18 protein-coding genes are annotated in these 20,016 nt (G+C 52.2%); 7 read left to right on the forward strand and 11 right to left on the reverse strand.

Annotation, left to right across the window (positions count from 1 at the left end; translation table 11 throughout):
* Positions 1 to 251 precede the first annotated feature (251 nt).
* The 5 genes from G5B47_RS15805 to G5B47_RS15825 form a co-directional block, all read right to left on the reverse strand.
* The gene (locus G5B47_RS15805; protein WP_165099850.1) at positions 252 to 2,447 is read right to left on the reverse strand and encodes an alpha-galactosidase; all 2,196 of its coding nucleotides are present in this window, start codon (positions 2,445 to 2,447) and stop codon (positions 252 to 254) included.
* Between the two features lie 29 nt (positions 2,448 to 2,476).
* The gene (locus G5B47_RS15810) at positions 2,477 to 3,502 is read right to left on the reverse strand and encodes a LacI family DNA-binding transcriptional regulator (RefSeq protein ID WP_165099852.1); all 1,026 of its coding nucleotides are present in this window, start codon (positions 3,500 to 3,502) and stop codon (positions 2,477 to 2,479) included.
* A gap of 172 nt (positions 3,503 to 3,674) precedes the next feature.
* Positions 3,675 to 4,532 (reverse strand): shikimate dehydrogenase, encoded by an 858-nt coding sequence (gene aroE / locus G5B47_RS15815; RefSeq protein WP_165099854.1) that lies wholly within the window; start codon positions 4,530 to 4,532, stop codon positions 3,675 to 3,677.
* Positions 4,533 to 4,552: 20 nt separating this feature from the next.
* Positions 4,553 to 5,239, reverse strand: coding sequence for a DUF2271 domain-containing protein (locus G5B47_RS15820; protein ID WP_165099856.1), 687 nt, complete (start codon positions 5,237 to 5,239; stop codon positions 4,553 to 4,555).
* Between the two features lie 105 nt (positions 5,240 to 5,344).
* Positions 5,345 to 6,091, reverse strand: a complete 747-nt coding sequence (locus G5B47_RS15825; protein WP_165099858.1) for a FadR/GntR family transcriptional regulator — start codon at positions 6,089 to 6,091, stop codon at positions 5,345 to 5,347.
* A 301-nt stretch (positions 6,092 to 6,392) separates the two neighbouring features.
* Between G5B47_RS15825 and G5B47_RS15830 the strand changes: the two genes are divergently transcribed.
* The 5 genes from G5B47_RS15830 (at position 6,393) to G5B47_RS15850 (ending at position 11,261) form a co-directional block, all read left to right on the forward strand.
* Positions 6,393 to 7,514, forward strand: a complete 1,122-nt coding sequence (locus G5B47_RS15830) for an ABC transporter substrate-binding protein (protein ID WP_165099860.1) — start codon at positions 6,393 to 6,395, stop codon at positions 7,512 to 7,514.
* An 80-nt stretch (positions 7,515 to 7,594) separates the two neighbouring features.
* Positions 7,595 to 8,632, forward strand: coding sequence for a FecCD family ABC transporter permease (locus G5B47_RS15835; RefSeq protein WP_165099862.1), 1,038 nt, complete (start codon positions 7,595 to 7,597; stop codon positions 8,630 to 8,632).
* A complete protein-coding gene (locus G5B47_RS15840) occupies positions 8,632 to 9,405 on the forward strand; it encodes an ABC transporter ATP-binding protein (protein ID WP_165099864.1) in 774 nt (257 codons plus the stop codon). Before G5B47_RS15835 ends, G5B47_RS15840 begins: the two co-directional genes overlap by 1 nt.
* A 43-nt stretch (positions 9,406 to 9,448) precedes the next feature.
* Complete coding sequence (locus tag G5B47_RS15845; RefSeq protein ID WP_206107387.1) at positions 9,449 to 10,189, forward strand: class I SAM-dependent methyltransferase; 741 nt, start codon at positions 9,449 to 9,451, stop codon at positions 10,187 to 10,189.
* Positions 10,190 to 10,433: 244 nt separating this feature from the next.
* Positions 10,434 to 11,261: a nitroreductase family protein gene (locus G5B47_RS15850; protein ID WP_206107388.1), complete on the forward strand. Its 828-nt coding sequence runs from the start codon at positions 10,434 to 10,436 to the stop codon at positions 11,259 to 11,261.
* 20 nt (positions 11,262 to 11,281) lie between these two features.
* On the opposite strand, the gene G5B47_RS15855 is transcribed toward G5B47_RS15850, so the two are convergent.
* Complete coding sequence (locus G5B47_RS15855) at positions 11,282 to 12,163, reverse strand: AraC family transcriptional regulator (RefSeq protein ID WP_165099870.1); 882 nt, start codon at positions 12,161 to 12,163, stop codon at positions 11,282 to 11,284.
* Between the two features lie 145 nt (positions 12,164 to 12,308).
* Between G5B47_RS15855 and G5B47_RS15860 the strand changes: the two genes are divergently transcribed.
* Both G5B47_RS15860 and G5B47_RS15865 read left to right on the forward strand, forming a co-directional pair.
* Positions 12,309 to 13,382 carry a Gfo/Idh/MocA family protein gene (locus tag G5B47_RS15860; RefSeq protein ID WP_165099872.1) on the forward strand — a complete coding sequence of 358 codons (1,074 nt, stop codon included), beginning with the start codon at positions 12,309 to 12,311 and terminating at the stop codon, positions 13,380 to 13,382.
* Complete coding sequence (locus tag G5B47_RS15865) at positions 13,369 to 14,115, forward strand: ThuA domain-containing protein (RefSeq protein WP_165099874.1); 747 nt, start codon at positions 13,369 to 13,371, stop codon at positions 14,113 to 14,115. Before G5B47_RS15860 ends, G5B47_RS15865 begins: the two co-directional genes overlap by 14 nt.
* 102 nt (positions 14,116 to 14,217) lie before the next feature.
* On the opposite strand, the gene G5B47_RS15870 is transcribed toward G5B47_RS15865, so the two are convergent.
* From G5B47_RS15870 to G5B47_RS15890, 5 genes are all read right to left on the reverse strand, one after another.
* Positions 14,218 to 15,579 (reverse strand): MATE family efflux transporter, encoded by a 1,362-nt coding sequence (locus tag G5B47_RS15870; RefSeq protein ID WP_165099877.1) that lies wholly within the window; start codon positions 15,577 to 15,579, stop codon positions 14,218 to 14,220.
* Between the two features lie 17 nt (positions 15,580 to 15,596).
* On the reverse strand, positions 15,597 to 16,421 hold the full coding sequence (locus tag G5B47_RS15875) for a sugar phosphate isomerase/epimerase family protein (RefSeq protein ID WP_165099879.1): 825 nt from the start codon (positions 16,419 to 16,421) through the stop codon (positions 15,597 to 15,599).
* Between the two features lie 99 nt (positions 16,422 to 16,520).
* A complete protein-coding gene (locus G5B47_RS15880; RefSeq protein ID WP_165099883.1) occupies positions 16,521 to 18,098 on the reverse strand; it encodes an ABC transporter substrate-binding protein in 1,578 nt (525 codons plus the stop codon).
* Between the two features lie 58 nt (positions 18,099 to 18,156).
* Entirely contained in the window at positions 18,157 to 19,038 is an 882-nt protein-coding gene (locus tag G5B47_RS15885; protein ID WP_165099885.1) for a carbohydrate ABC transporter permease, read from the reverse strand.
* A 9-nt stretch (positions 19,039 to 19,047) separates the two neighbouring features.
* Entirely contained in the window at positions 19,048 to 20,010 is a 963-nt protein-coding gene (locus G5B47_RS15890) for an ABC transporter permease (protein ID WP_165099887.1), read from the reverse strand.
* Positions 20,011 to 20,016: the final 6 nt, after the last annotated feature.

The following is a 20,016-nucleotide window of genomic DNA, read 5'->3' on the forward strand; positions in this document are numbered from 1 at the left end:
TAGTTAATTAGACGATTAATTTACTAAACTGAGTATAGCAAAGATAACGCATACATTCAATAGAATAATTGGATTTCCCCCATTTTCTATTAGATAATTATGATTTTATTGACAATAAAGCGAATAACCACGAAAACAAGCAGTTAAACCATAATGTTTACTAGTTTATTAACTAAATAACCCAGTTCGATGGCAGTGAAACAGCCTCTCCCGCAAAAGGGAAAGGCTGCAGTATGATTGCGTTATGAAATTTAAGCTTTAGTAAAATACCAAACGTAACTGTGGAAATCCCGCTCTGCCTCCGCCGGAACACTCAGCCCGACATAAGCAAGCTCGTCCCCGCCGTAGATCTCATCCGTGCCGACCAGCCGGTATTTCTTCGTCACGTCGATTCCGTGCAGCTTCAGGTATTTTAACGGGGCCGCCGGTTCGGCCACCACATTGAAGAAGAAGGCCATGACTTCTTTCTTCTCCTTGTCCGTGAACAGCCATGCGGTTTCGTTGCCCTCAAACGGGCTTAGCAGGCGGTAGAAATCGCCGAATTGAATGAGGCTTCGGATCTCCTTGTACTTGGCTACCTGCTGTTTGACCGTCTCTTTTTCCTCATTCGTCAGCTTGGTTAAATCGAGCTCATAGCCCAGGTTGCCGGACATGGCTACATCGCCCCGCATCTCCATTGAAGTAATCCGGTGAACCTGGTGATTCGGAACCGCGGATACATGGGAGCCCATCGTAATAATCGGGTAGACGAGGCTTGTGCCGTACTGGATTTTCAACCTCGAAACCGCGTCTGTGTTATCGCTTGTCCACGTCTGCGGCATGTAGTAGAGGATACCCGGATCGAATCTTCCCCCGCCGCCTGAGCAGCTCTCAAAGAGCACTTCAGGAAAAGAAGAGGTGATCGTATCCATCACTTTATACAGGCCAAGCATGTAACGGTGCGCCGTTTCCCGCTGTCTGTCCGCCGGCAGAATTGCTGAGCCGATCTCGGTCATATGGCGGTTCATATCCCACTTCACGTAAGATACCGGAACCGTCTCCAGAATCGCGCTGACCCTCTTGGTAATTTCTTCACATACATCTTCCCGGGAAAAATCCAGGACAAGCTGATTGCGGCTCTCCGACCTTGGACGATTCGGCACATGCAGGCACCAGTCCGGATGCTCGCGGTACAAATCGCTGTCCACCGAGATCATTTCCGGCTCGAACCAGAGCCCGAACTGCAGCCCCATTTCATTGACCCGTTCCGCCAAATGGTCCAGCCCGTCCGGCAGCTTCTCGCGGTCCACGAACCAGTCGCCGAGCGAGGACTTGTCGCCGTTTCTTTTCTCAAACCAGCCGTCATCAAGGACAAACAGCTCAATTCCGAGCTCCCGACCGACGCTTGCAATATCGAGTATTTTCTCCGCGTTGAAATCGAAATAGGTCGCTTCCCAGTTGTTGACCAATATCGGCCGCTCCTTGTCGCGGTAGCTTCCTCTTGTCAGCCGTGTGCGGTATAAATCATGGAAGGTTCTCGACATCTCCCCAAGGCCCACCGATGAGTAGACCATAACCGCCTCGGGCGCCTGGAATTCTTCGCCGGGATCAAGCTTCCAGCTAAAGTCGAAGGGATTGATCCCCATCGTCACTCTGGTATTGCGGAATTGATCCACCTCGGCCTGAGCCAGGAAATTTCCGCTGTACACAAAGTTAAAAGCATAAACCTCGCCGTACGTTTCAGTTGTTCCGGGTCGCAGCAGGGCGATGAACGGGTTGTGCTGGTGGCTGCTGGCGCCCCGTGCGCTTTCAACGGACTGGACTCCGTGTCTGAGCGGCTGTCTGGCGATATGTCTTTCTTTCACATGTGCTCCATACAGATGAAGGAAATCGAAGTCGGCATCCTGAAAATCGACGCTCAGGCTCAAGGCTCTCAGCAGCTTCAGGGACTCGGACCCTTTATTCGCGAACCGGACAGACCGGGTAATCACATTGAACTGTTCAAACACGGTATAGCTTAGCAGCACCTCTAGTCCGGTGACTTGATCTTCCATGACGATCTCAAGCGTTTCCGCTTCCCGTTCATCCTCTACATAAACCGCCGGAAGGCCTGTTAGGCCCGGTTTGCCTTTAACAATGGTATGCGACCGGTAGCGCAAATCAGAGACCGTCGATCCGTTCTCCAGTTGAACCTGATAGGCGGGCTTGCGGTAATCGGTATTTCCGTACTGCGGGTATTCCTGCGGAAGCGTGTCGAGCGAGAAGGCGCGGTCCTCTTTGTAGTTGTAGGGATTTCCGGAAAATCCCCGGTCCAGCAGCTGAATCTTGTTGGTATGATGGTATGCGGCGATTCGTCTTCCCCAATACAGGTGCAGCAGGTATTCATCCCGGACAATGCCGATCACATAGCTGGTGTCTTTGGCTTGCAAATGAAAGAGTCGGTTCTCTGCATCAAAATGTACTCCCATTGAGAAGATCACTCCTACTTTGATTTTTATTATAATAAAGGCCCGCTGCTTTCTCTCACGACGAGTTCCGTCGGCAAAATGACCTTGAGCGGCAGCTCCCTGCCGTTCTTCATCCGGTCAACCAGCAGCTTGACTGCGGTCCTCCCCATCTCTTCCGTATGCACCTTGACCGTAGACAGCGTCGGATTCAAAAAGGCGGAAGCCTCGATATCGTCAAAGCTGAAAATGGAAATATCGCCGGGAACCTTCAGGCCCGCCTCATGCAGCGCCTTCATCGCGCCGATTGCCATCGGGTCGCTGGCCACCACAACCGCGCTCGGAAAAGACGGCTTGCCAATCAGCTGTTTCATCAGCGTATATCCGCTCAGCGGGCCGAATTCCCCTACCAGAACGTTGTCCGCTTCAAAAAGCCCTTTCTCCTTCATCCTTCTCTCAAAGGTGCTCAGCCGGACGTCTTCTTTCTCAATTGATCTTCCGTTATGAATGCTTCGGATTAAACCTTTGCCGCCGATGTACGCAATCCGGCTGTGGCCTTTACTGAACAGGTGGTCCAAAATCTTGAGAGTAGCGGTTTCAAAATCGGAAATCACCACATCCGCATTGACTTCCTCGGGTACAAAATCCACAAATACAATATTGGGGTTGTGGCTGTACACACCCTTCAGTTCCTCGCTGTTGACATCGCCCAGAACGATAAGGCCGTCAAGCTCATTCATGCTGCCCGATGAAAACTGGCTTTTACCGATATGGAAGACGGTAGCGATCTTAACCGAATACTGATCGCATAAGCTCTCCACGCCCTGTCTGATGGACATGAAGTAAGGATCGATGGCTTCATCATTCGTCAACACGAGGCCGATGCTGAAGGAGCCTTGTTCCTGAAACGCTTTGGTCTTCTTTCTTCTTCCGGGCTTGTAGTTCAATTCATTGACCACTTCCAGAACTCTTCTCCTCGTTTCGCCCGAAACCGAAAGGGAGGGATCATTGTTCAATATCCGGGATACCGTGGCCGTTGAGACATTGGCTGACTCGGCAACGTCCTTAATTCTTGCCATCTGCTCATCACTCCCACTGATTTAACTAATATTTTTACTTAATAACTAGTAAACTTTATGGTAACAATATACCAAAGAAATCGTTTTCAATCAATATATTTATCGCAGAAAAAAACCCGAGTCCGCCCGGTTAAGGCTTACTCGGATTGTCGTGCCGTTCCCCTTATCCCATTCATTTGAGTCCAAACTCATTTTTCAGTGTCTGCGTCATGACATCAACAGGAGCCTCGACGCCGGTCCACAAGGTAAAATTAAGCGCCCCCTGATTAACGAGCATGCCCAGTCCGTTAATGGTCTTCGCCCCGCGCCGCCCCGCCTCCCACAAGAACAAGGTGTGAGGATCGTTAAAGATCACGTCGCTGACCGTCATTTCAGGCTTGATCGTATCGTAGTCCACATCGGGCTTGTCATTGACGTTCGGATACAGCCCTACCGAAGTGGCGTTGATCAAGATATCGGTGTCCGCCGGCACTTTAAGCTTCGTATCCCATGGGAGAAACGAAGCGTCCGCGCCGGTGCGCTCATTGATGAGCCCCGCCAGCTCTGTTCCGCGCTCGGCGTCGCGATTGGCGATGTTCACCTTGGCCGCGCCGGCCAGCGCGCATTCCACGCTAATGGCCCGCGCCGCGCCGCCCGCCCCGAGCACCGTGACCGCCTTCCCCTCAACCGAAATTCCCTCGCCCCGAAGAGAAGTCAGGAAGCCCTTGCCGTCGGTATTCTCTCCCCACAGCTTGCCGTCCTTGTTCACCACCATATTGACGGCGCCAATCAATTCCGCCGCTTCCGACAGCTCATCCAGATAGCGAAGCACCTCGACCTTGTGGGGAATGGTCAGGTTGATTCCGCGCATGTTAAAGGCGCGCACCGCCTTCATGGCATCCTCCAGGTCGCCCTCGTTTACCTTGATCGTCAAATACCGGTAGTCAAGACCTTTCGCCTGAAAAGCAGCTTCCTCCATGACTCCGGTAGGGTTCTCGTCAATCGGGCAGCCGAAGGCCCCGACAAGCTCCGAACGGTAATTCTTTCCCATCTGTTCACTTCCTCCTTCATTTAAGGCGTAAATCCGGCGGTCACCTTTCCAATCATGCCGCTCTGTGTCGCTTCATCGGTCGTATACTTCACTGCGGCTTTCGCTGTTGTCCGTTTTTTGCCGACCGCAATCGTTCCCTCGTACAAGATCCGGTTCTCCCAGCGCGTCGTTCCCTCCACGTAGAACCGGTAATTCCCTGCGGGAACGGGCTGTCCTTTCCGGTCCTTACAGTCCCAGGCGAACTTCAGCGGACCGCTGGAAAGCGTCGCTCCCGAGAACGCGTCCACCTCTTCCGGTGAAGCCTTCGAAAGCCCCGAATGCTTCACCCAGGTCGGAATGGCCTCCGGCCGCAGCTTGTACCCGCCGGTAGAGATAAACCGGGTGGCATAAAGCGTCGTGACATATCGGCCTTTGCCGTCCTCAATCCATACGGCGAACTGATTGGTCGCGATTCCGTCCTGGCGGACGAAAGGAAAGGAGATTTCCAGCTTCCGTGCCGATCCTCCTGCCTTAGCTGACCCGGCAGCCTGCTGTCCGGCAGCCGAGCGGCTGCCCGTGGAAGCAGCCAGCGATGAGCCAGCCGCCGTCCCCGTCTGTGCATTTGCCTCCCGGCTGCCTGATGCCAGACCGCTCCCTCCGCAAGCCGTCTCCAGCAGCACAAGAAGAAGCACCGGCACAAGCAGCCCGGCACCCTGTATTCTTTTCATGACCAAGTGACTCCTTTCCGCATAAGATAGCCCCACAAAGTGAGGCCGATGCTTCGATGCTTATTCCAAGTACTTCGCGGGGACCCCGAAAACTTTGAACAGGCGTTATTCCCTTTTGCCGTCGAAATCCACCTTCAGCTTGTCCACGTCCAGGGCCGCCCGTATGTGCAGAATATGCTCTCTCATCGCCCGGTAGGCGGCTTCGCTGTCCCGCTGCTCGATGGCACGGACAATGTTGTCGTGATAAGCGACCGATTCCTCGAAGTGGAGCGGGTTCACCGTATATTTCCCGTCAAAAATACGGCGGCTCTGCCCCGCATGGCGAACGGTATCGATGATCTGCAGAAAGAAATTGTTATGAGCGGCGGCGGCGATCCCCAAATGAACCCCGTTGTCGCATTCCAGAACTGCTGCGATATCGGCCTTGTTCTCCGCATACCGGCGGATCGTTTCTTCGTGCCTGCGAATGGCCTCTTTAATTGTGCTTAAATCCTCCTCGGTGCGGTTTCTGGCTGCCAGGCTGGCCGCGTCGGCCTCCAGAAGTACCCTCGCTTCGAAAATCTCCTCGATCAGCGAACGGTCGAACAAGCGGTACGTCCGGATGATTTTGCCGATCACGCCGGGGTTATACTCGCTAACGAACGTGCCTCCGCCCTGGCGGGCTTCCAGAATTCCCAGCGTCGACAACGCGGAAATCGCTTCGCGCAGCGGCACCCGGCTGACGCCCAGCCGTTCCGACAGCTCGCGCTCATTGGTCAGCTTATCGCCGGATTTCAATTCGCCGTTCTCAATTCTTTCCAGAATGTGCTGAATCACGTATTCTCTGATGTTCTGTTTCTCCGCCGGCGGCATAGGGTCTGCTCCTCTGCATACAAAATGGTTATACCAATACTGGTATAACCATTTTAACGCCGCTTTATGGGAGAGGTCAAGGAAGGAAAGAATCTTCCGCATATCTGAATAATCACCGGAAGTTTGTGTATATACCTCTAACTTCCATAATTATATTTAGTATATATAAGATTAAATTGATATATTTTAGACATAATTAGTTCATTGATTTATAGATATCACTCTTATATAATGGTCGCTAATATTAACTAAAACAAATCAAACAATGTTTTAAACACATTGGGAATCAGGGGGAACTGGAATGAAAAACAGGCGAGTCTTATTCACACTGATGCTGTGTATGCTTCTGCTGGCGCTGCCGCTCTACGGCTGCGGGAAGGGAACGAATACGGCGGCGAGCAATACCCAGGCCACGGAACAGCCGTCCGCTCCACCCGCCGAACCGGCGACATATACCATTGTTGATCAATTGGGACGCGCGGTGGAAATACCCAAGAAGGCTGAACGGATCGTTGCCCTTCAGCATCACACGCTCGATATTATGCTTGAGCTTCATGCCCAGGGCAAGCTTGTTGGCGTATTAAGCGATTGGGAGAGTCTGCTCGGAGGCTATGTGGCCGATGTATATCCGGGAATCAAGGATCTGCCGACTCCGGGAAAAATCTCCGAATTGAACGTGGAGGCTGTCGCGAGCCTTAAGCCGGATGTTGTGTTCGTATCCAACCAGGTTCCGAAGGAGTCGCTGACGCAGCTTGAACAGCTTGGTATCCCTGTTGTAGGAATTACTTTGTACGTGGCGGATAAAGAGCAGGCATCAACCATTCACCCCGATCTTGTCAATCCGGACGAGGCCTATACCGAGGGGCTCAAGCAGGCGATCCAGCTGATCGGCCAAATTACGGGAACTGAAGATAAAGCCGCGGAATTATGGGATTATGTCGTCAGCAACCGGGCCATCGTATCCAAGCATCTAAGCGAAGTGCCGGAGCAGGACCGGATCAAGGTCTATATGGCCAACGAAGACATGTTCACTTACGGCACAGGCAAATATGTCGGTGTAGCCATGGCCAAGGCTGGCGCCCGCAACGTCGCAGAGACGATTAAAGGGTACAAGCAGGTCAACTTGGAACAGGTGGCGAAGTGGAATCCGGAAGTCATCTTTGTGCAGAGCCGCTACGCATCGGTGCTGGATGAAATACGCAGCGACAAAGCCTGGTCCGAAATCGATGCCGTCAAGAATAATAAGCTGATCATCGCACCGGATTATACGAAGCCCTGGGGCAATCCTACGCCGGAATCCATGGCTCTCGGCGAAATTTGGCTGGCCAAAACCTTATACCCCGATGCGTTTAAAGATGTGGATCTGAATGCAATGGTTCAGCATTTCTACCAAACCTTCTACGGCATTGATTTTAAAGAATAGTCATTTAAGGTCACTGCACCCGAAATGTTAGCGCATCTCGCGGCAGTGATTTTATTTTTCGATCAGGAGGGATGACCGGGATGCTCAATATTTCAAAAGATTACGGGACGGGCAGGCGCAGCATTCCAATGCTGGTCTGGCTCATGCTGATTATGCTGCCTGCGGCCATATTTGCCCTTTCCCTTACGATGGGAAAATATGATATAGGCGCTGGTGAAGCCTTTCGGATTCTCTTCCATCCGCTGATTCCGGCCAAACAGACCTGGACGCCACTCGCCGGGAATATGGTATTGCAGGTGCGGCTGCCGCGGATCGCCGCGGCCATGCTGGTCGGTGCGGGGCTGGCGGTATCGGGAGCCGTCTTTCAGGGGATTTTCCGCAATCCGTTGGCCTCGCCCTACACCCTGGGGGTTTCCAACGGGGCCGGGTTCGGCGCCGCCCTGGCTATACTGCTGGTGAATCATACGTTCGCCATTCAGGGATTCGCGCTGATCTTCAGTCTGGCCGCTGTCGGCCTGACCTTTCTGTTTAGCCTCAGGGGCAGGAATTCGAAGGTTACGATGGTGCTTGGCGGCATCATTGTCGGCTCTTTATTTTCCGCGCTGGTCTCGCTTATTAAATTCATTGCCGATCCGTTCGAGAAGCTCCCCACCATCGTCTTCTGGCTTATGGGAAGCCTGTCCGCCGTCAACAGAACTCTGCTGCTCGCCTCATTGCCGTTATTTGCCCTGTCCATCGCTGTAATCTGGCTGTACCGCTGGAGGCTGAATGTACTGAGTCTGGGCGACGAGGAAGCGAAATCCTACGGTGTGGAGGTACGGCGCGACAGAGCTGTCATTATTGTGTGCTGCAGCATTTTGACCGCCGCTGCGGTCAGCATTTCCGGCATCGTCGGCTGGGTGGGGCTGGTTATTCCCCATTTAGGAAGAATGCTCGTCGGGCCTGATTTCAGAAAGCTGATTCCCGCCTGCATATGCCTTGGGTCCTCTTATCTGCTGTTGATCGACGATTTATGCCGATCCCTGACGGCGGTCGAAATCCCTCTCGGAGTGGTGACCGCCATTGTCGGCACCCCTTTATTTGCATACTTTATGCTCAGAGAGAAGGTGAACTGGTAATGAAGATAAGAGCGGAGAATCTGGCGTTTCAGTACAAGCATGGCCGCCCCGTCTTTTCCGATATTTCCTTTGAAGCGGCTTCCCCCGATATCGTCTGCATTCTCGGGCCCAACGGCACTGGGAAAAGCACGCTGTTGAAATGCCTGGTCAATCAGCATAATCCGACTAAGGGGCAAGTGTATTACGATGACAAGCCCGTACACAGCTACAGCGCCAGGCAATTGGCCGCCCGCATCGCATACATCCCGCAATCGCACGCGCCTGCCTTTCCGTTTTCCGTCTTGGATGTGGTCACTATGGGGCGCACCGCCCATTTCCGTTATCTCGGAGCCCCGGGCAAAAAAGACCGGATGATCGCTCTGGAGAACCTGCATTTTCTCGGCATTGACCGCTTGGCCGACAAGCAGTACACCGAAATATCAGGCGGTGAACGCCAACTCGTGATGATAGCGGCCGCATTGACGCAGGAGCCGCAGATTCTGCTGCTCGACGAGCCGACGTCCCATCTGGATTTCGGCAACCAGTTCCGCTTCTTGCAAATCGTAAAGACCTTGAAGCACAAGGGAATCGGCATCATTATGACCTCCCACTTCCCCGATCATGCGCTGGAAGTCGCGGATTATACGGCCGTGATGAACCATGGCGGCCTGGTCCATTTCGGGAAGCCCAATGCGGTGGTTACAGAGAGCAATATGGAGAAACTGTACGATATTCCGGTCAAGATGATCGAGGTATCCGGCAACGGGAGGAAAAGCTGCATCGCCGGGGATTGAAGAAAGGTTGCAAATATAAGTGAATTCATAAAAGGAGTTGAGTATGGTGCAGGAACGAATTAACAACTATTGGACGAATCGGGCCGAGGATTTTAGCGAGCTGCGTCTGCATGACTTTCACAGCGGTCTGCGCGGGAGATATACCGAGATCATCAAGGAGCATCTGCCGAAACTGGATTCGCCGAGAGTGTTGGATCTGGGTACGGGGGCCGGGTTCTTCTCCTTTATCATGAAGGATCTGGGTTGTACGGTGACCGGTATTGATTATTCAAGCGCGATGCTGGCCAAGGCCGAAGCCAATGCCGCCAATCTGGGGTATACCGGGATCGTATTCCGGCAAATGGACGCCCAGGACCTGCTCTTCCCGGATGAGAGCTTTGATTTCATCATCACCCGCAATGTCACCTGGACGCTCCCCGATCCTTACAAGGCGTACAGCGAAATATGCCGCGTGCTTGCTCCCGGAGGCGGGATATTAAATTTTGACGCCAACTACGGTCAAGCCTTCAAGGAGGCCGATGACAGAGGAGAACAGCTGTGCCATCCCACCCAAACCGCCGAACAGCTCAGGGAACGAAATGCCATTGCCAAGTCCTTGTACATCTGTGAGAAGACGCGCCCGCAGTGGGATGCGGAGGTGCTGTTCTCGCTCGGCATGAAATATATCGAGATGGATCTGGATATCATCCGGCGGATCAGAGACGAGGCCAACACCGATGCGAGATACTCCACCATTTCCCGGAGCGTGACCTCCTCGCTGTTCATGATATATGCGCGAAAATAGCAGGCAACTTCACAGTTCTGTTGATCGGCCGCCAGCGGCTCGACGAGCTGTCTGCTTACCTTTTTCTCATCTGCCAAAGTCTCCAGATAAGCATTAAACATACCAATTTTGATATGAAACATATAACAAATATTCATTTTATTTATGTTAGGTTTTATTGTATGATCGGAATCAGACATCAAACGACAATGCTTACTCCACCCGGATAGGGTGACTCGGAATGCGATTTCCTGAAGGAGGAAGAATGATGAGTTTGATTATGGTAGATGAAGACAAATGTGCGAAGTGCGGAATTTGCGTAAACGAGTGTCCGGAACAGGCATTGAAGCTTGGAGAAAATGGTCCGGAAGAAGTTTATCCGCAGAACTGTATTGCCTGCGGCCATTGTGTGGCCGTCTGTCCCAGAGAAGCTATCGACAACGAAAAAACACCTCTTGCCAATCAAGAAAGTTCAAAAAAGCTGCCTAAATTAAGCCCCGAGGAAGCGGAAAACTTCCTTCGCTCCAGACGTTCCATCCGGTCCTATAAAGCCGCTCCCGTTCCAAGAGAAAAGCTGATACAGCTTGTTAATATCGCTCACTATGCCCCTTCGGGAAGCAATCTGCAGGGCGTCTCCTACATAATAATTGACAATAAGGATGTCATAAACCGTGCTGTCGCTATGACCGTCGAAGAATTGGAAAAAGATACCCCGCTCAATAAGGGACGGGATAACTTTTTCAAGCCTTATCATGAGCAAGGGATCGACACGATTTTACGGGGAGCCCCCGCTCTTGTTCTGGCTATTGCTGATGAGAATTTCCCAAGAGGCAGAGAAAACTCGATTCTTTCCCTGACCTATTTGGAGCTGTATGCGCCAACGCTCGGATTAGGTTCATGTTGGGCCGGAATATTTGAGAAGATTGCGCTGAAGGATCATTCCCCCATGCTGAAATTATTCAATATCCCCGAGGGGAAGAAAATAACAGGCGCCGTTATGGTAGGCAGCCCGAAGTACCGCTATCCAAGATTTGTGGATAGAAACCCGCTGGAAGTGAGTTTTTATGAATCCGATACAGAGACCATCCACTAGTTCAGCTGCCGGGAGATTCGCTACTCCTCTTCCCGTATCTTCTTGTAGTACGCGGCGGGGGACAGTCCGGCATATTTCTTGAATACTTTGCTGAAATAATAGATGTCTCCGAAGCCGACGAGGTAGGCGATTTCACCGATGCTTAGGTGCGTCGCCTGCAGCAGCTCCTGAGCCTGGTCGATTCTTACCTTGTTGATATAATGGGTGATCGAGTGGCCGGTCAGCTTGTTGAAGGTCCGGTTCAGGTAATCAAAATTGCATTCGAACAGGGCTTCGATATCCCGGCTCGTGATTTTGCTCTGATAGTGGGTGTGAATGTAGTCCAGCAGTCCGTGAGCCTTGACAATTGCTTTTGTCGTCCTTTTCCGGCTGTTCTGCAGCTCCTCCAGAAGACTCTCTCGCGAGAGCAGGATGAACAGCTCGGACAGCTTCAGCGCGGTCAGGCTCCGGTTGTAATTTTTGCGCCGGTACAGCTGCAGCATTTCATTCAGGCTGTTGTAAATCTGGGACAGAACCGATTTGTCTGTAATGGTGAAGTGCTTCGGAAAGCAGCATTTGACGTCCTCATCGGCGCCCTGATCCTCAAAAATAAACCTTCTGGCAAAAGACTCCGGGTCCTCCACATTAACAGGGGCTATATCCGGGTGCTTAAAATGAATGTAATAGTAGTCGCACGTATGCTTCTCGAGCCCCTCATGATCCAGATTGGGTTCAAGGAGCAGTACATCCCCTTTTTTCAAAATATATTCCTTCTCGTCCTCCACCATATGGAGCTCGCCGCTCTTGATCAGATACATAATGTACTCGTTCACATTGCGCTTGAAGTGAATCCACGGACTCTTATAGGAAACGAACCCCATCCATGTAATGCGGGGAACGAGATCGATATTTACAGCCAGCAAGCGAGAACACCCCCATGAACTTAAATCATCCCAAAAGTCGCTATTGTACAAAAAGAGTCTAGATTCGCCATCCTCATTCATTCTATCACAGACTATACTGACAAAGGAGTCTCCACCAATCTTAACCGTTAGGATGATGATGAATATGGGGAAATTAAAAATCGGTATGATCGGACTCGGTGGAATCGCTGATTTTCACGGAAAAGGGATTCTGGAGAGCGAAGACGCGGAAATCTGGTCCATTTGCGACTGCAATGAAGAACGGCTGGCCGCCCGAAGCAAGGAGTGGAATATTCCGGATTCACGCGCCTATTTGAACTACGCCGATCTGCTGAAGGACCCGGAGATAGATGCCGTAACGATCGGCACGCCGAACTACAATCATTTTGCCATTGCACTAGCTGCAATCGAGCACCGCAAGCCCTTCGCCCTTGAAAAACCAGTTACCCTCACGGCCAAAGAGGCGGCGGTTCTCAAGGAAACGCTGGAGCGCGATCCTCTCCCGCATATGATCTGTTTCTCTTATCGCTACAAAACGGCCGCGCGGTACGCCAAATGGCTGATCGAAGAAGGAAAGCTTGGAACCATCCATCATGTATACAGCCAATATCTTCAGAGCTGGGGTATTAACGAGGACGTGCCGCTGGTGTGGAGATTCCAGAAGGAGCTGACTGGCTCCGGGGCCATGGGCGATCTCGGCTGCCACATTCTGGATCTGACCCGTTTTCTGGTCGGCGATACGGAGCGCGTTCTGGCCGATGCCGGAACGATCATTCATGAGCGGAAGCTTCTGGAGGGAGCCGGCACAGGAGAAGTTGACGTCGATGATTACTGCCACGTCCTCTCCCGAATGGAAGGCGGAATCTCCTCCACCATGACCATCTCCAGATTTGCTTACGGCCGCGGGAATTACCAGCGAATTGAGATTTACGGCACCAAAGGCGCTCTTGTGTACAGTCTGGATGAAGAAGACACGCTCCAGGTCAAATTCGCTGATGAAGGCGATACCGAGTTCCGTGAGGTGCAAATTCCCGATTCGTTCAAGCTGGGTCAAATGCAGGCCTTTTTCAATCTGCTGAACGGACGCGGTGACGGCAAGAACGCCACAATAGCGGACGGATATATCAACCAGCTCGCTGTAGACGCTATCGTCGAATCGTTCACCGAACAAAAATGGGTATCCATCAAACAGGAGGTTCTCGCAAATGAATACGCTTAAAGTAACCGTATGGAATGAATATCGTCACGAAAAAAGCAACCCGCAGGTAGCGGCCATCTACCCTGAAGGTATCCATAACGCCATTGCAGGCTATCTGAAAGCCGATGGCGCATTGGAAGTAACGACCGCAACACTCGATGAACCGGAGCACGGGCTGACAGAGGAAGTACTGGACAATACGGACGTGCTCATCTGGTGGGGCCACATGGCGCATCATGAAGTCCGGGATGATATTGCCGATAAAGTAAGAGAACGGGTGCTTCAAGGCATGGGCCTGATCGTTCTTCATTCGGGACACGGCTCCAAGGTGTTCGAACGGCTGCTGGGCACCAAGACCGGCGCGCTCAAATGGCGGGACGACGGCGAAAAGGAGCGGCTGTGGGTCATCGAGCACGGCCACCCCATCACCAACGGACTGGGAGAGTATATCGAAATTCCCAAAGAGGAAATGTACGGAGAGCGCTTTGAAATTCCGGCTCCGGACGAATTGGTCTTCATCTCCTGGTTCGAGGGCGGCGAGGTGTTCCGCAGCGGCTGCTGCTACCGCAGAGGCAAAGGCAAGCTCTTCTATTTCCGGCCAGGGCATGAGACCTTCCCGATCTACCATCAGCCGGAGATACTGCAGGTGATCAAGAACGCCGTACACTGGGCCGCTCCGACGCAAGGGGCGAAGGTAGCGTACGGCCGCGTAGCCCCCATTGAACCTTTGCGGGAGAGCACCGTCCTCAGCTAATCTTCCTTATAAGTTGAAAAAGGGTGCCCGGACAGCCATTGTCCCGGCACCCTATTTTTAAGCCCATTTACCGAAAGGAATGCTTCCGCGAATCTCTTTCCGTCAGACCGAAACCTCCTCCGCGCAGGGCATCAGCGCCTTGCGTTCCCACGCTCTGCTTCTCCAGCGCATATAGAGAACCAGCCCCCGCACCCACTCGTCAATTATAAATCCGGCCCATATGCCGTACAGGCCATAGCCCAAATGAATCCCGAGCAGATACATCAGCGGCATGCTGAACAGCCACATAATGAGGATGGCCGATTTCATGGCGAACCGCGCGTCGCCCGCCGCCTGCAGGGAGCGCTCGAAGATGATGTTGAAGTTCCTCCCCGGCTCGAGCAGGAAGCCCAGCAGCAGCAGAGCCGACCCCATCCGGATAATCTCCTTCGACCCGGTGAACATTTCAAGCATCGGAAAGCGGAAGAAGCAGATGACGGCAACGGCTGCAAACGTTATGAGCATACTGCGGAACAAATTGCGAAGCACCTGCTTGTAGGCTTCTTCACGCTCGCCCGCTCCTATCAGATGCCCTACGATGATTTGGATGCCTCTGCCGATCGATACGGCGATGATCATGATGATGAACGAGATGTTCTGTGTGTAAATCTTGGTGGTCAGCATCATAGGGCCAAGCGATGTAATGAAGGAGGTGATCACAATCTGGCTGATGTTGTACGACAAATTGACCGCTGAAGAGGGGATGCCGACCTGCAGCACCTTGGACACAAGCTCGCGGTCCCAGTGAATCAGATTGAACCACCGAACGGGAACCCGGACCACCCGCACGAGAATAAACAGATTGATGGCTAAGCCGATCAATTGGCTGACGTTCGTAGAGATCGCAACACCCGTCACACCAAGCTTGGGAAATCCCATCGGACCGAAAATGAACAGGTAGTTGCCGAAGACGTGCAGCAGATTCATCCCGACAGCTACCATCATCGTGTGCCGGGTTAGTCCGTGGGATTGGATAATCGCTACCGTCACCGTGTTCAAAGCCTGGATCACCAGCGCTCCGCCCGTTATCAGCAAGTATGTGCGGGCCATGTCGAACAGACCCGGCCCCAGATTGAATATGTGCAGAAGCTTCCCGCCAAGCAGCACGACAACCACACTCATCAAAAGGCCAAAAATAAAATTGACTCCAAGCGATGAAGCGACGATCTTCTCGATTTCTCCCGTCCGGCGGGAACCGAGATACTGAGTAACGACGACGGTTGAACCCAGCGCGATAAAATTGAAGGTCAGCAGAGCGAACATGATAATCTGGTTCGACACGCCGACAGAGGCAACCGCTTCGTCCGAAACCTTGCTAAGCATCAGCGTATCCGTCGTCCGAAGGAGCACCTGTAAGGCGGATTCGATAAATATCGGCCAGGAAATGGCCCACAGGGACAAGCTCCCTGCCTGGTTCCTGTTCATGTCACACGCCTTCTTCCTTATACCCCGTAGGCCTTCTTGATTTTCTTGATTCCGTGCGCAGCCACCTCCACGGCAGACATATCGCCATAATCTTGGGTAAAAAGCTCCAGCGACAAATAGCCGGTATACCCGATTTGCCGCAGCAATTCGCTGAGCCGGGAGGATGGTGCGGCGCCGTCACCCGGGAATAAACGCTCCTCATCGGTAACGAGCAGCGGATCGGACGACGCCGGATAATCGTTCACATGGACAATGCCGATTCGGTTTCCGTTCAGGCAGGACAGACCCTCCAGCCGGCTTCCTCCGGTGTGCATATGGAACGGGTCGAGCAAAATCCGGGTGTCCGCCCGCCCGCTTTCCGCTGCGACATAGATCGCTTCGCTGAGTCTCGCCAGCTTCTTCGCCCTTCCCCAAAACTCCAGGTAAGGCATGACCCCGGTTTGATCGCCGAGTTCTGCCAGCCGTGCATAGTTCACGGCCATCTCATCCAGCGTGACCTGCTCGACCTCGCCGAAAGGCGGCGCCGCAACGGCAGGGCAGCCCAGCTCGGCAAGCATGCGCATCTCGCGCTCAGCCTGCCTTAATCCTTCTTCCCTGACCTCCGGCGATTGATCGGACCATTTAAAGAAAGCGATTGCATTCACAACCGCGATTCCGGTGTCGGCGATATACCGCTTCAGCTCCCGAATGGAACCCCCGTTCGTCACATAGGCTTCCAGGTCGCGAATCCAGATTTCGAAGCCTTCATATCCCGCTTCGGCAGCAATGCGAAGCTGCTCCTTAATGCCTAACCCGAACGGAAACAGGGTCGATGCGTTTAAAGATAATTTAAACGGAAACATAGATCAACTGCCCTTCTTTTAGCGTTAATTCTTTAACCAGTATGAAAGAGCATAATCCCTAGAGATTATGCCCTTTCCGATCCTCATATGTTTCTCTTCTTACTTGCCGTTTGCCGCGCGCCATGCGTCAAGCTGCTTTTGCGCTTCAGCGATGACTTTATCCGCGCCTGCCGCTTTTTGCTTCTCCAGCAGCTTCGGAAGATTTTCCTCCGGATCGAGCTGGCCGGACTTGATACCGTCTACGAATGCTTTGTTGGCATTGTCGATGGTGATCATTTCATTCTTCACCGGTTCCGGGTCAAAGACGAATCCGAAGATCCGGGAAGGATTCTTGGTGATCATTTCGTTAAACTTCTCGTAGTTCTGATATTTGTTCGGATCTTCGCCCACACGGGTATAGTTCAGCATTTGGTTCCCGATTTGCCACATATTATCGTGATAGTATCCTACATCGTTATTCGTTTTGCCATCAGGCAGGGCAACTTGTCCGTCTTTCAGCACATAGTGTGTTCCTTCAATACCGAAGTTGAACAGGGTCAGCAGATTTTTATCCTTGTAGAACAGGTTCAACAGCATCATCGCGCGTTCCGGGTCCTTCGATGTTTTGGAAATAGCCTGCATTGTTGCCGTCATTTTACCTGTTTGCAGTCTGTCCACATTAAGCGGAATCTGCAGCATATCTCTTCCGGCCTTGAGGGAGCCGTTCGGCGATTTCGATACCGAGCCGATCTCCATGTTCGCCAGGATATCCATATCTCCTACCAGAGCGAAGGCTTGACCCGCCTGAATCTTCTTCCAGGCATCCAGACCCGGAGTCAGCGCATCCTTGTTGGTGTATCCAGCCTTGTACCATTTGTTGGTCATCTTGGCCAGTTCCATAAAGCGTGGAGTGCTGTACATATTAGTGACGGTGAAATCATCAGGCGCCGTATCCTTCACATTCAAAGCGGCTAAGTTGCCGATCTGATCGAGCGTGCCGGAGGAGTAATAGGCGTCTAGCGGGTAACTCGGCATAACGAGCGGAGTGATGCCGGGCTCGTTCTCTTTAATCGTCTTCAACATCGGTTCCAGCTCTTCGACCTTGCCCGATTTAAACGCGCTCAGATCAAATTTATATTTGTCAACCAGCGCTTTATCGAGATAAATGCCCTGTGCGCCGCCCAGTTCCTGATGGGTATGAATGCCGTACAGCTTTCCTCCGCGCTTCGCCGGATCATGATAATTTTTTTCGACCGCTTCGATGTCCGGTCCGTATTTGGCAAGCAGGTCATCCAGAGGAAGCAGCGCACCCTTGGTTACCTGCTGCTGGAAACCGAGCCAGTCCGCGGTAAAAATCGTATCAAACTTGTCGCCCGAGGCCATCATCAGATTCGTCTTGTCGCTCCAGGCGCCCCAATCGATCGGATTCAACTTGACCGTCACGTTCATGTCCGGGTAGGTCTTTTTCAGATAATCGTTCATTGCGTTCTGAACCAGCTCATTATCCTTCTGCGGCGCGTCGGGGAAGACCATAACCACTTCATACGGCCCCAGCCCGCCTGCTGCACTGTCACCGCCGCTGGATGCCTGAGGTGAATTGTTACTGCCGTTATTGCTGCTGGAACACCCTGTTGCCGTCATAGCAACCGTCAGCATAAGTGAAGAGAGAATGACCGAACCTTTCTTTAACCATTTCATATTGCAGCCTCCCTAGTTCGTCTCATGTTTCTATATACTAATCCGGTTTGTCCCGGTATTAGCCTTTCACTGCCCCTACCGTAAGCCCTTTCACGAAATACTTTTGCAAGAACGGGAATACGAGCACCAACGGTCCGATCGCAATCATGGCCATAGCCATGCGGATCGATTCCAGAGGCTGGGTAACCTGCGCCGTCGTGCTGTAAGCCTTATTGGCGATACTCTGGAGAAACGAAGCATTCATCAAGGTTTTGTTCAGCAAATACTGCAGAGAGAACAGCTTCTCATTCTGGATAAAGACCAGGCTTGTGAACCAGTCGTTCCAGTACGATACGGTAATGAACAGGCCGATCGTTGCCATAACCGGAAGCGACAGCGGAAGAATAATGCTGAAATAGGTTCTGTATTCGCTGGCTCCGTCAATCTGGGCGGAGTCAATCAGCGACGGCGGAATGCTGTTCGTAAAGAAGGTGCGCATGATGATGACATTGAAGCCGCCGATCAAGCCGGGGATAATCAGGGCAAGCAGCGTATCCTGCACATGGAGGAATCGCGTGTACACCAGATACCAGGGAAGCAGGCCGCCCGAGAACAGCATCGTGATCAGGATGTAGATGCTGAGTGCGCCTCTTAGCGGAAAGTCCTTGCGGGACATGGAGAACGCCATCGCCGAAGTGACGAACAAGCTTAAGACGACGCCTATCACCGTAACGAAAATGGATACCCCGTACGCTCTCAGAATCTTCTCGGCGTCCTGCGCCAGAAATTGATAAGCGACAAAGCTGAACTTCTGGGGCCAGAAGCTGTATCCATGCTTCAATACTTCTTTCTCATCGGCAATGGATATCATCAGCACGAGCCAGAACGGAATCAGGCAGGCCAGGCTGAAGAGTGACAGAACCGCAATGATCAGCGGGTGAGTCCGTTTTTGTGTCGACATATTTTCCTCCTAAAATAAGGCGTTATCTTTGCTGAATTTACGTACGATCAGATTCACCGACACGACCAGGATGAAGCCGACCACCGACTGAAGCAAGCCTGCCGACGAGGCCAGTCCGGTATCGCCCGTAACTATTGCCGCGTTGTATACATAAGTGTCGATAACATCCGTTGTTGACTTCAGCATGCCCGACGCCATCGTTGCCTGATAGAACAAACCGAAGTCCGCATTGAAGATTCTGCCGATCGCCAGCACCGTCAGGATAATAATGACCGGAGCGATAAGCGGAATCGTAATATTCGTCATCTGCTTCCATCTGCTCGCGCCATCAATGACAGCGGCTTCATAATATTCCTGATCGATGCCGATAATCGCCGCCAGATAGACAACGGCCGCATAGCCGACATTTTTCCAGGTGTTTACAATCGTTAAAATATAAGGCCAATGCTCCGGCGTGGCGTACCAGTTAACCGGCTCCCAGCCCATCGGCTCCATAATGAACTTGTTGACGAAACCGAGATCCGGATTGAGGAAACCGTATACAAGATAACCGACGATAACCATGGAGATGAAGTTCGGCAGGATAACCGTGCTTTGAAAGAACTTGGACATTAACTTATTCTTGACCTCATTCAGCAGGATCGCCAGCAGTATGGCCAGTACGGTGTTGATGATGAGGAAGGCCAGATTGTAAAAAAGTGTATTCCGGATAATCCTCCAGGCATCGTTGGAAGCAAACAGAAATTTGAAGTTGTCCAACCCTACCCACTTGCTGGCCCAGATGCCTTCGGTGTAGTTCAGATCCTTGAACGCCAGGAAAATACCGAACATCGGCAAATAGTTGTTGATTAACATCAGCAGGATTCCGGGCAAGGCCAGAATAATCAGCGACCGGTACTTCCACAGCTTTCCTTTTCTTGTCTTACTTCGCGTAATGGAAGCCTTTGCTTCCAGGACCTCTACCGAAGCCATAACTCC

The sequence above is a fragment of the Paenibacillus apii genome, assembly GCF_011043685.1.
GTDB classification, from domain to species: domain Bacteria; phylum Bacillota; class Bacilli; order Paenibacillales; family Paenibacillaceae; genus Paenibacillus_AQ; species Paenibacillus_AQ sabinae.

Excerpts from the sequence above, each read along its gene's own strand:
- G5B47_RS15805 (WP_165099850.1), bottom strand. The coding sequence starts at position 2,447 with ATGGGAGTACATTTTGATGCAGAGAACCGACTCTTTCATTTGCAAGCC.
- G5B47_RS15810 (WP_165099852.1), bottom strand. The coding sequence starts at position 3,502 with ATGGCAAGAATTAAGGACGTTGCCGAGTCAGCCAATGTCTCAACGGCC.
- aroE (WP_165099854.1), bottom strand. The coding sequence starts at position 4,532 with ATGGGAAAGAATTACCGTTCGGAGCTTGTCGGGGCCTTCGGCTGCCCG.
- G5B47_RS15820 (WP_165099856.1), bottom strand. The coding sequence starts at position 5,239 with ATGAAAAGAATACAGGGTGCCGGGCTGCTTGTGCCGGTGCTTCTTCTT.
- G5B47_RS15825 (WP_165099858.1), bottom strand. The coding sequence starts at position 6,091 with ATGCCGCCGGCGGAGAAACAGAACATCAGAGAATACGTGATTCAGCAC.
- G5B47_RS15830 (WP_165099860.1), top strand. The coding sequence starts at position 6,393 with ATGAAAAACAGGCGAGTCTTATTCACACTGATGCTGTGTATGCTTCTG.
- G5B47_RS15835 (WP_165099862.1), top strand. The coding sequence starts at position 7,595 with ATGCTCAATATTTCAAAAGATTACGGGACGGGCAGGCGCAGCATTCCA.
- G5B47_RS15840 (WP_165099864.1), top strand. The coding sequence starts at position 8,632 with ATGAAGATAAGAGCGGAGAATCTGGCGTTTCAGTACAAGCATGGCCGC.
- G5B47_RS15845 (WP_206107387.1), top strand. The coding sequence starts at position 9,449 with ATGGTGCAGGAACGAATTAACAACTATTGGACGAATCGGGCCGAGGAT.
- G5B47_RS15850 (WP_206107388.1), top strand. The coding sequence starts at position 10,434 with ATGATGAGTTTGATTATGGTAGATGAAGACAAATGTGCGAAGTGCGGA.
- G5B47_RS15860 (WP_165099872.1), top strand. The coding sequence starts at position 12,309 with ATGGGGAAATTAAAAATCGGTATGATCGGACTCGGTGGAATCGCTGAT.
- G5B47_RS15865 (WP_165099874.1), top strand. The coding sequence starts at position 13,369 with ATGAATACGCTTAAAGTAACCGTATGGAATGAATATCGTCACGAAAAA.
- G5B47_RS15870 (WP_165099877.1), bottom strand. The coding sequence starts at position 15,579 with ATGAACAGGAACCAGGCAGGGAGCTTGTCCCTGTGGGCCATTTCCTGG.
- G5B47_RS15875 (WP_165099879.1), bottom strand. The coding sequence starts at position 16,421 with ATGTTTCCGTTTAAATTATCTTTAAACGCATCGACCCTGTTTCCGTTC.
- G5B47_RS15880 (WP_165099883.1), bottom strand. The coding sequence starts at position 18,098 with ATGAAATGGTTAAAGAAAGGTTCGGTCATTCTCTCTTCACTTATGCTG.
- G5B47_RS15885 (WP_165099885.1), bottom strand. The coding sequence starts at position 19,038 with ATGTCGACACAAAAACGGACTCACCCGCTGATCATTGCGGTTCTGTCA.
- G5B47_RS15890 (WP_165099887.1), bottom strand. The coding sequence starts at position 20,010 with ATGGCTTCGGTAGAGGTCCTGGAAGCAAAGGCTTCCATTACGCGAAGT.